Source organism: Leeuwenhoekiella sp. LLG6367-2.1 (assembly GCF_045055775.1).
Classification (GTDB): Bacteria; Bacteroidota; Bacteroidia; order Flavobacteriales; family Flavobacteriaceae; genus Leeuwenhoekiella; species Leeuwenhoekiella aequorea.
In genome coordinates, this window is sequence record NZ_CP159331.1 from 2,772,219 (window position 1) to 2,787,678 (window position 15,460).

Genomic DNA, 15,460 nt, shown 5'->3' on the forward strand with positions numbered 1-15,460 from the left:
TTAATTTACCTTTACTTACTTAATTTCAAATGATGGAAAAAGAACTTAAAATACTTATCATAAATGGTCCTAACTTAAACCTATTGGGTACCCGTGAACCCGGTGTTTATGGAAATCAAAGTTTTGGAGATTATTTTTCTACATTACAATTTCAGTTTAAGGAAACAGAACTTTCTTATTTTCAGTCTAATAGTGAAGGAGATTTAATAACTAAAATTCAACAAGCCGAAGGTGTTTTTGACGGTATTGTTTTAAATGCTGCTGCTTATACACATACTTCAGTAGGTATTGGTGACGCTATTGCTGCTATTTCTGTTCCGGTTGTGGAGGTGCATATATCTAATACATTTGCACGTGAGTCCTTTCGTCATCACTCCTATATATCAAAGAATGCAGTAGGAATTATTGTAGGTTTTGGTCTTAAAAGTTACGAGTTGGCCATTAAATCTTTTTTATAATATCAATTTGAATAAAGCATATTTTAATTGGAGTAGTGGTAAAGATTCCACATTGGCGCTTTATGAGATTCTAAAGCAACAAGAATATACTATTACAAAACTAGTAACGACATTAAACTCTGATGTTGATCGTGTTTCTATGCACGGTCTGAGAGAAGCTCTTTTAGATTTACAGGCGGAAAGTTTAGGTTTACCTCTAGAGAAAGTATTTCTCTCAGGAAATGTGAGTATGGCTGAATATTCTAAGATACTAGGAGCTAATACGGAAGCTTTGGCGGCAGAGGGAAATACGCATAGTATTTTTGGAGATATTTTTCTTGAAGACTTAAAAGCATATAGAGAAGAGCAATTAGATCGTGTAGGAATAAAAGCAGTTTTTCCACTTTGGAAACGAAACACATTAGAACTAATACATAGCTTTATAGACCACGGATTTAAAGCAATTACCGTTTGTGTAAATGCTAAGCATCTCGATAAATCTTTTGTAGGACGAGTTATAGATAAACAATTTATAGATGATTTACCGGAGGATGTTGATCCCTGTGGTGAGAATGGAGAGTTCCATACGTTTGTATTTGACGGACCCTTATTTACAAAACCTATAAATTTTGAAGTTGGAGAAATTGTTGAACGATCATACACACCCAGTAGTAATGATGACGATAACTGCTTTTCTGAAGATAAAAAATCTTGGAATACCCAGTTTTATTTTTGCGACTTGATACCTACTTAATAGAGTTAAGGTCTGAGCTCTATTATATCTTAAATTTAAACAACTAAAAAACCCTGTAATTCAATTGATTTACAGGGTTTTATTTATTATAATTTTATAGGGAGTGCCTATAAATGAATCACTTCATCGTAAGCAGCAGCAACAGCTTCCATCACCGCTTCACTCATCGTTGGGTGCGGGTGAATAGCTTTGAGTACTTCGTGACCTGTAGTTTCTAATTTACGCCCTAATACAGCTTCAGCAATCATATCGGTAACACCTGCACCTATCATATGGCAGCCTAACCATTCGCCGTATTTAGCATCAAAAATAACTTTTACAAAACCATCTTTGTTACCTGAAGCACTTGCTTTACCAGATGCTGAGAATGGAAACTTACCTATTTTAAGTTCGTATCCAGCTTCTTTAGCTTGTTTTTCTGTCATACCTACAGATGCAATCTCAGGTGATGCGTATGTACATCCCGGAATGTTTCCGTAGTCTAATTTTTCAACATGCATTCCTGCAATCTTTTCAACACAAAGTATTCCTTCTGCAGAAGCTACGTGAGCCAAGGCTGGTCCAGGAGTAATATCACCTATCGCATAATAACCCGGCATATTTGTTTGATACCAGTCATTTACAATAACTTTATCTTTATCTGTAATAATACCTACATCTTCAAGGCCTATACCTTCAATATTGGTTTTAATACCTACTGCAGAAAGTATAATATCTGCTTGTAGTTTTTCTTCTCCTTTAGCTGTTTTTACAGTTGCAACAACACCTTCACCCGAAGTATCAACAGACTCTACAGATGAGTTTGTCATTATTTTAATACCGGTTTTCTTAAGGCTGCGTTCAAATTGTTTAGATACTTCTTCATCTTCAACAGGAACAACATTAGGCATAAACTCAACTATAGTTACCTTAGTCCCCATAGAGTTGTAAAAACTTCCGAACTCACAACCTATAGCACCAGATCCTACTACGATCATGCTCTTTGGTTGCTCTTTTAAAGTCATAGCTTCACGATATCCTATTACTTTTTTACCATCTTGAGGTAAACTAGGTAATTCACGTGAGCGAGCACCAGTAGCGATAATAATATTATCAGCACTATACTCAGTACCATCAACGTCTATTTTTTTACCTGGTTTTAGTTTTCCAAAACCGTTAATAACGTCAATTTTATTTTTCTTCATTAAGAATTGAACACCTTTGCTCATTCCTTCTGCAACACCGCGGCTACGTTTTACTACGGCATCAAAATCTTTATCTGCACCTTCTACTTTAAGACCGTAGTCTTCAGCATGTTTCAGATATTCAAAAACCTGGGCACTTTTTAAAAGGGCTTTAGTAGGGATACAACCCCAGTTTAAGCACACACCTCCAAGGCTTTCTTTTTCTACAATAGCGGTTTTAAAACCTAATTGTGAAGCACGAATAGCTGTAACATAACCACCGGGTCCACTTCCTAAGACAATAATATCGTATTTACTCATAGTTTTCAGTGAATTTTCAAGGTGCAAATTTACACATAAAAACCCTAAAAAACGAAAACGAACTTATATCGATTTCGTTCTAATTTTACGTGTTCAATCGACGCTTAATTTCGAGTTGTAAGTGCGGAATTACATCGGTCAAAAACCATTTATTTTTATTTATCCAGAAGTGATTTACGGGTGAGGGGTGAGGGAGGACAAAATATTTTGGCAGGTAACTTTCAAAACTTTGAATCCGCTTAGTAAGAGAAAGCTTGTCTTGTAGATAATAGCTTTGCGCATGGTTACCAATTAAAATATAGAGTGGATCTTCTTCAAATTGATCAACAACCTGCTGATGCCATAGCGGAGCGCACTCGGGTCTGGGCGGTAAATCGCCCGTTTTACTCTTTCCCGGAAAACAGAATCCAAGAGGTAAAATCGCAAAATTATTGGGATTATAGAATACGTCTTCCTCAACATCTAACCATTCTCGTAAACGCCTGCCGCTGGGATCATCCCAGGCAAGAGATTTTTCGTGAGCAATTCTTCCGGGCGCTTGACTGGCTAAAATTATTTTACTTTTTGAGGTAGCCGAAATTATTGGGTTAGCACCTAAAGGCAAAAAAGGCTTACAAACGGTACAATTGCGTATTTCCGTGAGTAAGCCTTTCATAAATTTTATTCTTTAACCTTTAAACCTTAATCTAAGGTTTGTATTTCAGACTCTTGAATATCCAGAGCAGACATTAATGAATCATAATTTGCAAAATCAGCTTGATCAAAACTACCTACTAAATCAGCTGGGATTATAGCAATACGTATTTGTACATTAGTTGTACTGGCAGCATCAAGACCACTTAAGTCACTATCTCCAATAATTTGCATTTCAACGGTATCAAAGTCGTGATCAAATACATATTGAAATTCTCCTTGATCATCAAAAATACTTGTTGGCATATTAGTAAATACACCATCATTATTTAATGAAATATATGCTAGATAAACATCACCCGGTTCTGAACCATCAAACGTGAAAAGTTGAGAAACCCAGATGTTACCGTCTGCGTTATATGTATAATCTGCTCTATCTTCAAAAACTGTTGGTTTTGGAGCGTCCAATCCGTCTAATCCATCAATACCATCTCTTCCGTCAGAACCTGAACATGATGCAAGAATTAGTGTAAAAAGGCTAAGTACTAAAGTTATTTTTTTCATATCTATATAATTTAATTTGATTGTCTGTTACAGAAGTATCAAGAGTTGTTCCAAAAAATAAATCTGCTGGTGCTTAATTCGTTTTATTTGATATATCTCTATTAATTATCTTTCTCAAAATCTACGGAAGCACTGTTTACGCAGTAGCGTTGACCGGTCTCTGTAGGACCATCATCAAATACATGACCCAAGTGACTTCCGCAGTTAGCACATAAGATTTCAGTACGCATCATTCCTAATGTGGTATCACGTACATATTCTACGGCACCTTCTATAGATTCATCAAAGCTTGGCCAGCCGCAGCCACTTTCAAATTTACTGTTGGCCTCAAATAGTTTTGCATCGCAAGCGCCACAATGATAACTTCCGTTTTTATCAAAATGCAAATTGTATTTACCGGTGTGTGGTCTTTCGGTACCACTTTGACGTAAAACATAGTAGCGTTCTGGTCCTAATAGTTCTTTCCACTCGGCATCTGTTTTCTGTATCGGGTATTCTTTCATAAAAAATCTTATTTATTAATTTCCGTTAGGACAGAAATTCTAACAGGTATATTATTGATAGTTTTGATTATTTAGCAGCTATAAATTTTAAAGCATCACCATTGATACAATGGCGCTTACCTGTAGGTTTGGGTCCATCATTAAATACATGCCCAAGATGACCCCCGCAGGTTGCGCAATGTTCTTCACTTCGAGTATAACCTAACTTCTGGTCTGTAGAAAACGCTACATTACCTTTAATGTAATCGTAAAACGAAGGCCAGCCTGTACCGCTGTCAAACTTCGTGCTGCTTTTGAATACCGGAGTTTCACAAGCTGCACATACATACGTACCTTCTTCCTTAATAGATAATAATTCACTACTAAAGGGGCGTTCGGTACCTTCTTCTCTTAAAATATAAAACTGCTCAGATGTCAACGTTTTTTTCCATTCAGATTCAGATTTATTTATTTCAAATGTTTCTTTTTTTTCTTTTTGTGCCGTGCCCTTGCAAGCACTTAATGATATAAGCAGGCAGGCTAGAACTAATTTTTTCATAGAACAAATTTTATATAAAATTACTTAAAGCTGATTCGCTGTAAGCTTCTTAAAGTTTTATTTAACAAAAAGTGCTTACCAAGCATCTGTTTTTGTTAATGACTTGTCAAATTACTATTTTACGTAGGCTACTAATTAAATAGTGCTAATTTTATGTATCAACTTTTTAAAATATTCAATCTTGACACGAGAACGTATCGTAATCCAAAATATAGAGCCCCAGTTAGATGGTGGTGACTTTTTTATTAAAAGAATTGTAGGAGAGATCATAGAGATTAAAGCAGATGTATTTGGTGATGGACACGATGTGATACAGGCTGAAATATGTTTTAAATCTGAAAAAGATTCTGACTGGTCTACTGTGCGCTTAACTCCTCATCCTAATGATGTTTATACGGGTGCGTTTTATGTAGAGCAACAAGGTTTTTATGAATACAAAATTAAAGGATGGGTAGATCACGCTTTAAATTGGCAGCACGGTATAGAAGCTAAGTTGAAAGATGGTCAACACGTAAAAAGCGAATTGCTAGACGGGATACAATACCTAAAGGCAATTACAAAACAACTGGATAAAGAAGGGAAGAAATACCTGAAGAATGCCATTGAAGTATTTGCTGATGAATCTCGTTATAATGAAGCAATTGAACTAGCTGTTTCAGGAGATTTACACGAGATTTTTACAGATCATCCTACCAGATTGTTTGCTAAAGATAGTAAAGTGTTACGGGTTTATGTAGATCGTAAAAAAGCAGGTTTTAGCACATGGTATGAGTTTTTCCCGAGATCAGCTAGTGAAGAACCCGGCAAGCACGGCACTTTTAAAGATTGCGAGAGACTTTTGCCTCGTGTAGCTGCGATGGGTTTTGATACACTCTATTTTCCGCCTATTCATCCCATAGGTGAGGTAAACCGAAAAGGAAAAAATAATGCGGTGACTGCTCAAGATGGAGATACTGGTGTGCCGTGGGGTATAGGTTCAAAACTAGGAGGTCATAAATCTATTCATCCGGATTTGGGTAAGGAAAAAGATTTTAAGCGCCTGGTAAAAGAAGCAAATAAATTAGGGATTGAGATAGCAATGGATCTTGCGTTTCAGGCAGCACCCGATCATCCATATTTAAAAAAGCATCCTAAATGGTTTAAGAAACGCCCGGATGGCACCATGCAATATGCTGAAAATCCACCAAAAAAATATCAAGATATTGTAAACTTCAATTGGGAGTCTGAAGATTATCAAGGGCTGTGGGATGAATTGCTAAGTGTAGCTTTTCATTGGATAGATTTTGGAGTTAAAATATTTAGAGTAGATAATCCGCATACAAAGCCATTTTACTTTTGGAATTGGTTTATTTCTGAAATTAAAAAGAAGCATCCAGATGTTTTATTTTTGGCGGAAGCATTCTCGCGGCCTAAAATTATGCAGCAACTTGCAAAAGAGGGGTATACACAATCTTATACTTATTTCACTTGGAGAACCAGTAAGCACGAGTTAACTGAGTATATGACCGAACTCACTCAAACCAATCAAAAAGAATACTACCGTCCTAATTTTTGGCCAAACACTCCAGATATCAATCCGTATCATTTACAAGGAGCTAATGAAGCACAGCACCTCATACGATATGCATTAGCTGCAACGATGAGTAGTAATATAGGTTTATATGGACCTGTTTTCGAATTTATGGTTTCTGATGCAGTGCCCGGGAAAGAGGAGTATTACAATTCTGAGAAGTATCAAATTCAGCATTGGGATTGGAATATTGATAATAAGCTGATACGCCTTATCACAATGATAAACCGAGTGCGTAATGAGCAACCAGCCTTACAACAAACAACCAATATTAGATTTTGTGATATTGGTAACGAGGGTCTAATCGCTTATTACAAATGGGATCAACATATGAACAATGAATTATTAATCATTGTTAGTCTTGATCCATATTACAAACAAGCGGCAAGGGTACGATTGCCTTATGAATTGATGCAGCACAATCCCGGAAGCCATATTCGCGTAGAAGATCTTATAACGGCTAATACGTACGATTGGGCAGAAGAGTGGAATTATGTTGAGCTGCATCCAACGCTACCTTTTCATATTTTCAAAATATCCAGATAAGATAAAAACTAACTAACTAATTCGATTTCTAAAATGAGTAATGATAGCTATGGTGATGGACAGTTTGAGGTGCATTATGACACCGATTGGAAAAACTTATTAGAAGAAGAACGTTTTAGAAGAGAATTGTGTGAGAATATTTTAGAATCTTACATACTCAATCAACGCTGGTATGGAGGAAAGGCAAGTGCCTTAAAGTATATAGAAATTATAGATGATTTTCCTATCGAGCGTGAAAATGATTTATTCTATGGTATTGTACTTGAAGTAAATTACAAAGAAGCTTTTGTACAAAACTACTTTTTACCTATTGCTTTTGTTACAGACGGCAGTTTAATTGGCGATAAATACATAACTCCCATAAAATTAAATGGGGTCTCAGGCTTTCTTGTAGATGCCCTATTACTGGAGTCATTTAGAAAGCAAATTTTTGAAAAAATTCTGGAGGGAGATAAATTTAAATATAAGGAAGTGGCTTACCGCCGGGGCCGCACGAATGACGCAAAAGGGTATGAGAGCAGTAGGTTAATGGGTGTAGAACAAAGTAATACCTCCATAATATATAATGAGAAATACATTCTGAAAATATTTAGAAGAGTTTATGTAGATGAAAACCCGGATTATGAGATAAGCAAATACCTTACTATGAAAGGTATTTTTATGAACACTCCAAAATATCTGGGGAGTATCACTTTGCGATTTAGCAATAAAAATGTAATTACTTTAGGCTTACTTCAGGCTTTAGTGCCTAATCAAGGTGATGCCTGGGAGTATTTTACACACGAGCTAAAGGGGATTTTTGATGAAATTTCCAAGCAACATCCAGATGTACATACACTCAAATCTACCCGATATCTGGAGCAACTAGAATTAAGTCAAATTCCAGATAATATACTTGCCTGGTGTCCTAAATTATTTTTTGAAGATGTAGCTCAGATAGCTACGCGTACTGCGCAAATGCATATAGCTCTTGGTTCAGAACGTTCAAATACAGCATTCACACCGCAAGCTTTTGGCAATGATTATACGGTCTGGCTTAAAAACCGACTTATATACCAGTTTGAAAACCGAATAAATCTGGTTGAAAATAATATTTACAAACTTCACGGACTCGCCTTAGAACTGGCCGAGGAACTTTTGAGAAATAAAAAAATAATACGGAAGCAATTGCTTGACTTTGATGAGGATAAATTAAAAAGCGAGCGCTTGCGTATACACGGGGATTATCATTTAGGTCAAATTTTGGTTCAGGATCACGATTTTTATATAATTGATTTTGAAGGTGAACCAGAAAGTACTATTAGAGATCGCAAAGTAAAACAACCACCTATAAAAGATATTGCGGGTATTTTTAGATCATTTAATTATGCTATTTATGCTACAATTTTTAATAATGAATCTGAATTTAATTACAGTCAGGAGGAGCTTTTCAAAATTGCAGAAGTCTTATATAGTCATATAGTCGGCGTCTTTTTACATACCTATATAAACGAGGTACAGGTAGCTAATTTAAACATAGGCTATATTAAGGAAATCGAATTTTTATTACAATATTGTCTTCTTGAAAAAGCGGTATATGAACTCGGTTATGAGTTAAATGCAAGACCTACCTGGGCAATAATTCCTCTTAAAGGAATTTCAAATATACTTAATCAACAAAATTATGAGTAACGTACGCGTATACAGTCGGTTTTCTGACTTCGATATAGATTTATTTAAGGCTGGTAAGCATTTTAGACTTTATGAAAAACTAGGCTCGCACCCAATGACGATAGATGGGGAAGAAGGAACCTATTTTGCGGTTTGGGCACCAAGTGCTAAAACCGTTTCTGTAGTAGGTGATTTCAACTTTTGGATAGAAGGTGACCATCGGTTAAATGTACGTTGGGACGGCAGTGGTATTTGGGAAGGATTTATTCCTGGCGTATCAGCGGGAACAATTTATAAGTACAAAATTCAATCTTCAAATAACAACGCCAAGCTAGAAAAAGCCGATCCTTTTGCACGTAGAGCAGAGCATCCTCCTAAAACGGCATCTGTAGTTTATGAAGCCGATTATAAATGGAAGGATAAAAAATGGATGAAAAGCAGAAGTGCAAAAAACGCATTAGATGCTCCATATTCAGTATATGAAGTTCATTTAAGTTCGTGGCGTAAAACTGGTGAAGAAAACCGAAGCTTGAGCTATACAGAAATGGCTGATGATCTGGTAAATTATGTAAAGGATATGCAATTTACTCACGTTGAATTTATGCCTATTATGGAATATCCTTATGATCCAAGTTGGGGATATCAACTTACCGGATATTTTGCACCTACCTCTCGTTTTGGGTATCCCGAAGAATTTAAACTGCTAATCGATAAATTTCATCAAGCTGGTATTGGAGTGATTTTAGATTGGGTTCCCTCTCATTTTCCGGAGGATCCGCACGGGCTGGGTAACTTTGACGGATCTCATTTATATGAGCATCCAGATCCTAGAAAAGGATGGCATCCAGACTGGAAATCGTACATATTTAATTACGGGCGCAATGAGGTTAGAGCCTTTTTAATAAGCAATGCTTTGTTTTGGTTAGATCAATATCATATTGATGGTTTGCGTGTTGATGCCGTGGCTTCAATGTTATATTTGGATTATTCTAGAGAGGAAGGAGAATGGGAGCCAAATGAATTTGGTGGAAACCAAAACTTAAATGCAGTTTCTTTCTTTAAGGAATTGAATATTTCAGTGTATGAGAATTATCCTGATGTTCAAACCATTGCAGAGGAATCAACTAATTATGCAGGCGTTTCTAAGCCGGTGTTTGATGGCGGATTAGGCTTTGGGATGAAATGGATGATGGGGTGGATGCACGATACTCTTGAATATTTTAAAAAGGATTCTGCATTCAGAAAATTTCATCAACAGGATATTACCTTTAGTTTGACATATGCCTTTACTGAGAATTTTATGCTTCCCTTATCCCACGATGAGGTTGTATATGGTAAAAAGTCATTATTAGATAGAATGCCCGGTACCGAATGGCAGCGCTTTGCAAATTTGAGGCTTATGTTTGGGTATATGTTTACACACCCCGGTGCAAAATTGATTTTTCAGGGTGGTGAGTTTGCGCAGAGCAAAGAATGGAATTTTCAACAAAGCTTAGATTGGCATTTACTAGAATATGAATTTCATACTGGGATTCAAAACTGTATTCGGGATTTAAATAAATTATATAAAAATTATCCTGCATTGTATGAGAAACAGTTTGATCATTCTGGCTTTGAATGGTTAGAATGGAACGATAGTGAAAACAGTGTGCTCACCTATATGAGGAAAGGCGAAAAAGCAAAAGAAACCTTGGTAGTTATTTGCAATTTCACTCCGGTTCCACGAGAAAATTACCGTGTTGGCGTACCTTCAGATATATTTAAATCAAACAAGAAGCTTAGCGAGATATTTAATAGTAACGCAAGTAATTATGGAGGTAGTGGCGATTATTTAAGTGATGCTATTACAGTATCTAATACATCCTGGAATGGTAGAGAAAATTCTATTGAAGTGAGTCTCGCCCCGTTAGCAGTAATGGTTTTTGCCCTTAAATAATTTTGAGTAATTATATAAGAGTGATATATAATTTACAAAATGCATACTAAACCCTTACTTTAGTAAGGCTAAATAAATTTGTACAGCGCGGTTATGATCATTAACTCAGAATTAGAACAAAGAGGGAATCAATTTCCTAATGATATAAAAGAGGTTCGTCAAGAGGTAGATACTATATATTTTACGACTTTAAATGAGGTAGTACTTCAACTTACTGTACTTCGTGATAGTGTTATACGCTTTAGATATGGAACTCGCGGAATACTAGAAGATGACTTTTCTTACGCGATTGATACTGATAGTTATACGGGCTATAATCATCTAGAACTCACCGAAAACAAAAATTATCATATTGTTACTACTGCTAAGCTTATTATAAAGATTGAAAAGATAAGCTTACAGACAAAAATACTTGATAAAGAAGGCCATTTAATAAATGAAGATGAGATTGGGTTTCATTATGAAGAAAGCTTTACGCTAGGCGGAAATATCGTCAAAATGGGTAAACGGGCGCATCCCGGTGAGACATTTTTTGGATTAGGAGATAAACCGGTACATCTCAATTTACGAGGTAAAAAATTTACTAACTGGGCAACAGATTCTTATGCATTCGGAAAAGATACAGATCCTATTTACAAATCGGTACCATTCTACATTGGGTTAAAAGAGAAAAAGGCTTACGGAATTTTCTTTGATAATAGCTTTAAGACCAACTTCGACTTTTGTCAAGAACGTCTTGATGTGACAAGTTTTTGGGCTCCTGGTGGTGAGATGAATTATTACTTCTTTTATGGTCCTAGCATGAGCGATGTGGTAGCAAACTACACGCACCTTACCGGAAAACCAGATTTACCGCCATTATGGAGTTTAGGTTTTCAACAGTGTAAATGGAGCTACTTTCCGGAGAGTACGGTAAAAGCTTTGGCACAAAAATTTAGAGATTTGCGAATTCCATGTGATGGTATCTATTTGGATATTGATTATATGGAAGGCTTTCGATGCTTTACTTGGAATAAAGAATATTTTCCAGATCCTAAGCGTATGATTGGAGAGCTTGAGGCAGACGGTTTTAAAACAATCGTAATAATTGATCCAGGGATTAAAATTGATCCCGACTATTGGGTATATCAGGAAGGTTTAGAAAACGATTATTTCTGTAAACGCGCAGATGGACCCTATATGGTTGGGAAAGTTTGGCCGGGAGAATGTGCTTTTCCAGATTTTACTAATCCTGAAGTTCGGGATTGGTGGGCAGGACTATTTAAAGATATTGTAGGAGATATAGGGGTTCGTGGTGTGTGGAATGACATGAACGAACCGGCAGTTATGGAAGTTCCCGGTAAGACATTTCCTGATGATGTAAGGCACGATTATGATGGTCACCCCTGCAGTCATCGAAAAGCACATAATGTGTATGGTACTCAAATGGCCAGGGCCACTTATGAAGGTGTTAAAAAATATGTATATCCTAAAAGACCACTCGTAATCACACGCTCTGCATACAGCGGAGCACAGCGTTATACAAGTTCATGGACTGGTGATAATGTTGCTACTTGGGAACATCTATGGATTGCAAACAATCAAGTACAGCGGATGTGTTTATCAGGGATGTCATTTACTGGTACAGATATAGGTGGGTTTGCAGAACAGCCTACTGGTGAGTTGTTTGCCAGATGGATTCAGCTTGGTGTTTTTCATCCATTTTGCAGAGTACATTCTTCAGGGCATCATGGTGATCAAGAACCGTGGGCTTTTGGAGATGAAATTACAAATATAACCCGCGCATTTATTGAAATGCGTTATACATTTTTACCCTACCTATATACGATGTTTTATGAGTATTCTACAAAAGGAATACCTATGATAAAGCCACTGGTATATTATGATCAGGAAGATCCTCATACAAATTACCGTACAGACGAATTTATCTTTGGAAATTGTATACTGGTTTGCCCTATTCTGGAGCCTAATTCTAAGGGAAGGCGTATGTACTTGGCACGAGGAACGTGGTATAACTTCTGGGATAACTCGGTAATAGAAGGAGGTCGTGAATTATGGGTCGATGCAGATCTAGATCGTATTCCCATGTTTGTAAAAGAAGGTGCAATAATACCCAGATATCCGGTTCAGCAATATGTAGAAGAAAAAGTAATTACCGAGCTTAAGTTAGATGTGTATTTTAAGATAGGTAAAGAAGCTTCTCAGGTTTATGAAGATGGTAATGATGGATATGATTACAAGAAAGGAAGATATAGTTTGCGCAACTTTAATCTTACGGGTAAAGAGGGTGAACTTACCATTCAACAACATAAATCAGGAACATATGATACCTCTTACGACACTATCAAATTAAATCTGATTGGGTTGTCTTTTGAAATTAAATCAATTACAGTAGACAATGTAGAATATGATTTAAACATCTTGGAAAATGATGGTAAGTGCTTGAAACTTAGTAAGAATTTTGCCGTTGTAAATCTTATGGGTTAGCGTCTGATCTGCTAAAGTTTAGCTAATATGTTAAAAGGCAAAGTTGATAATTTGTAACTTTCGGCCACTAATCAAATACTATATAAATGAAATCAAGATCAATACTATTGGCACTTGTTACGGTACTACTTGTAGTTAGTTGTAAAACAAGTCCATTTACAGGTAAGCAAACGCTTAACAGATATGATAACTCTACTTTATTTCCAATGGCATTTCAGCAATATGATGCTTTTTTAAAGGAAAATAAGGTGGTGAACAATACTTCTGAAGCACAGATGGTTCAGCGAGTAGGCTCTAATATCGCGAAAGCGGCAGAGCGCTATATGACAGCTTTGGGATATCCTAATTACTTAGATGATTACCGTTGGGAATATAACCTGGTTCAAGACGAAGCGATTAATGCATTTTGTATGCCAGGAGGTAAAATTGTAGTATACACAGGAATTCTACCGGTTGCTCAGGACGAGGCTGGTTTAGCAATGATATTAGGACATGAACTTGCACACGCCTTAGCTAATCACGGTGGTCAACGTATGACTGCTGGGGAAGCTCAATCTGTAGTAGGAGCAGTTGGTGGACTAGCACTAGGTGATTCAAAATCTGGTCAATTGTTTAATCAATATTACGGTACGGCAAGTAATATTGTTGGGATCTTACCATTTAGTAGAAGTCACGAGTCTGAAGCAGATGAAATAGGAACGATCATTGCTGCAATTGCCGGCTATGACCCTTACGAAGCTCCAAAATTATGGGAGCGTATGAAGGCGCAAGGAAGTTCTGGAACTCCAGAAATTTTAAGTACACACCCATCACCAGATACACGTATTCAAGCATTAACTACTATAGCTCCTAGAGCTGCAGCAGAAGCGAAAAAGTTTGGAGTAACTTCGTTTAAATAGTTAACCAAAAAATAATTAAGAAAAGCCGCTCTATTAGAGCGGCTTTCTTAATTTAGAGCCCTTACAACCTACACTTATATGGAATCATTACCTAAGGGAAATAAAAAATTACTGAATGCCTGGGCTTTTTACGATTGGGCAAACTCGGTTTACAGTCTAGTTATTGCCTCAGCTGTGTTTCCTATATTTTATGGTGCATTAACCCTTACTAAAGATCAAGATGGAAAAATACTTGACGATACGGTAACCTTTCTAGGAATTGATTTTAATAACGATACGCTTATAAGTTATGTGACAGCTGCTGCCTTTTTAGTAGTTTCTATCTTAAGTCCGTTGTTGAGTGGTATAGCAGATTATATAGGCAACAAAAAGAGCTTTATGAAATTCTTTTGTTACCTAGGAGCATTATCTTGTATAGGTCTGTTTTGGTTTAATATGGAGCATTTATGGTTTGGTTTACTCTGTTATTTTTTAGCCTTAATAGGATTTTGGTCAAGTTTAGTTTTTTATAATTCGTATTTGCCAGATATCGCTTTCCCTGACCAACAAGATAAAATAAGTGCAAAAGGATATTCTTTAGGATATATAGGTAGTGTGATTTTATTAATTCTATGCCTGGCTATGATTCTAATGTATGAAACATTTGGATTTGAAGATGAAGGACTTCCCACACGATTATCGTTTATACTTACAGGTGTCTGGTGGATAGGTTTTAGTCAGTATACTTATTATTATTTGCCTAAGGGAGCCAAGAAGCAAAAATTCAGCAAGAATGTGCTTTTTAATGGTTTTAGAGAATTAAAAAAAATATGGAAAAGACTTAAGTCTGATAAACCTATGCGTACGTATTTGACAGCATTTTTTGTCTATAGTATGGCTGTACAAACAATTATGCTGGTAGCTACTTATTTTGGAATTGAAGAGTTAGATTGGGGAACAACAAATAGTACCACAGGACTTATCGTTAGCATCTTATTAATTCAGCTCGTTGCCGTTTTGGGCGCTTGGCTTACCTCAAAAGCTTCAGCCAGATTTGGAAATATTCAAACCCTAATTGTAATTAATTGTATTTGGATAGGTATTTGTATTTATGCCTATACCATTACAACGCCTTTTCAATTTTATTTTACAGCAGCATTTGTAGGATTGGTAATGGGAGGAATACAATCCCTGTCGCGTTCTACGTATTCAAAATTAATTCCAGAAGGAGAAACTGATACCGCTTCGTATTTCAGTTTTTATGATGTTTCTGAAAAAATAGGGATTGTAATAGGTATGTTGAGTTACGGTTATGTTGCTCAAATTACCGGAAGTATACGATATGCTATTTTATTTTTTATTGTATTCTTTATTGCCGGGGTAATTTTACTATTGCTTGTACCCCGAAAACGAATTAAATATGAAAATTAAAACCGAAAGGCTGCTCATAAAGCAGCCTTTCGGTTTATAAAAAGTATAG

General features: G+C 36.3%; 13 protein-coding genes. 8 read left to right on the forward strand and 5 right to left on the reverse strand.

What is annotated here, in order from left to right; genetic code table 11:
• Nucleotides 1-32 precede the first annotated feature (32 nt).
• Nucleotides 33-458: a type II 3-dehydroquinate dehydratase gene (gene aroQ, locus ABVM53_RS12420; RefSeq protein ID WP_371456822.1), complete on the forward strand. Its 426-nt coding sequence runs from the start codon at nt 33-35 to the stop codon at nt 456-458.
• Nucleotides 459-465: 7 nt separating this feature from the next.
• On the forward strand, nt 466-1,191 hold the full coding sequence (locus ABVM53_RS12425; RefSeq protein WP_405326513.1) for a diphthine--ammonia ligase: 726 nt from the start codon (nt 466-468) through the stop codon (nt 1,189-1,191).
• A 107-nt stretch (nt 1,192-1,298) separates the two neighbouring features.
• Here ABVM53_RS12425 and lpdA read toward each other — a convergent pair whose 3' ends face one another.
• The 5 genes from lpdA to msrB (ABVM53_RS12450) all read right to left on the reverse strand — a co-directional run bounded on the left by lpdA (nt 1,299) and on the right by msrB (ABVM53_RS12450) (nt 4,913).
• Entirely contained in the window at nt 1,299-2,675 is a 1,377-nt protein-coding gene (lpdA, locus tag ABVM53_RS12430; RefSeq protein ID WP_405326516.1) for a dihydrolipoyl dehydrogenase, read from the reverse strand.
• Between the two features lie 85 nt (nt 2,676-2,760).
• Nucleotides 2,761-3,330 (reverse strand): uracil-DNA glycosylase family protein, encoded by a 570-nt coding sequence (locus ABVM53_RS12435; protein ID WP_405326519.1) that lies wholly within the window; start codon nt 3,328-3,330, stop codon nt 2,761-2,763.
• 26 nt (nt 3,331-3,356) lie between these two features.
• Nucleotides 3,357-3,872 carry a hypothetical protein gene (locus ABVM53_RS12440; protein ID WP_405326522.1) on the reverse strand — a complete coding sequence of 172 codons (516 nt, stop codon included), beginning with the start codon at nt 3,870-3,872 and terminating at the stop codon, nt 3,357-3,359.
• Between the two features lie 101 nt (nt 3,873-3,973).
• A complete protein-coding gene (gene msrB, locus ABVM53_RS12445) occupies nt 3,974-4,375 on the reverse strand; it encodes a peptide-methionine (R)-S-oxide reductase MsrB (protein ID WP_405326525.1) in 402 nt (133 codons plus the stop codon).
• 67 nt (nt 4,376-4,442) lie between these two features.
• On the reverse strand, nt 4,443-4,913 hold the full coding sequence (gene msrB / locus ABVM53_RS12450; RefSeq protein WP_405326528.1) for a peptide-methionine (R)-S-oxide reductase MsrB: 471 nt from the start codon (nt 4,911-4,913) through the stop codon (nt 4,443-4,445).
• Between the two features lie 181 nt (nt 4,914-5,094).
• Here msrB (ABVM53_RS12450) and ABVM53_RS12455 point away from each other — a divergent pair, with 181 nt between their 5' ends.
• From ABVM53_RS12455 to ABVM53_RS12480, 6 genes are all read left to right on the forward strand, one after another.
• Nucleotides 5,095-7,029: an alpha-1,4-glucan--maltose-1-phosphate maltosyltransferase gene (locus ABVM53_RS12455; protein ID WP_405326531.1), complete on the forward strand. Its 1,935-nt coding sequence runs from the start codon at nt 5,095-5,097 to the stop codon at nt 7,027-7,029.
• Between the two features lie 33 nt (nt 7,030-7,062).
• Entirely contained in the window at nt 7,063-8,700 is a 1,638-nt protein-coding gene (locus tag ABVM53_RS12460; protein WP_405326534.1) for a trehalose synthase, read from the forward strand.
• A complete protein-coding gene (glgB, locus tag ABVM53_RS12465; RefSeq protein ID WP_405326537.1) occupies nt 8,693-10,615 on the forward strand; it encodes a 1,4-alpha-glucan branching protein GlgB in 1,923 nt (640 codons plus the stop codon). Before ABVM53_RS12460 ends, glgB begins: the two co-directional genes overlap by 8 nt.
• 93 nt (nt 10,616-10,708) lie before the next feature.
• Nucleotides 10,709-13,102 (forward strand): glycoside hydrolase family 31 protein, encoded by a 2,394-nt coding sequence (locus tag ABVM53_RS12470; RefSeq protein ID WP_405326540.1) that lies wholly within the window; start codon nt 10,709-10,711, stop codon nt 13,100-13,102.
• A gap of 86 nt (nt 13,103-13,188) precedes the next feature.
• Complete coding sequence (locus tag ABVM53_RS12475) at nt 13,189-14,001, forward strand: M48 family metallopeptidase (RefSeq protein ID WP_371456213.1); 813 nt, start codon at nt 13,189-13,191, stop codon at nt 13,999-14,001.
• A gap of 78 nt (nt 14,002-14,079) precedes the next feature.
• Nucleotides 14,080-15,411, forward strand: a complete 1,332-nt coding sequence (locus ABVM53_RS12480; protein WP_405326544.1) for an MFS transporter — start codon at nt 14,080-14,082, stop codon at nt 15,409-15,411.
• Nucleotides 15,412-15,460: the final 49 nt, after the last annotated feature.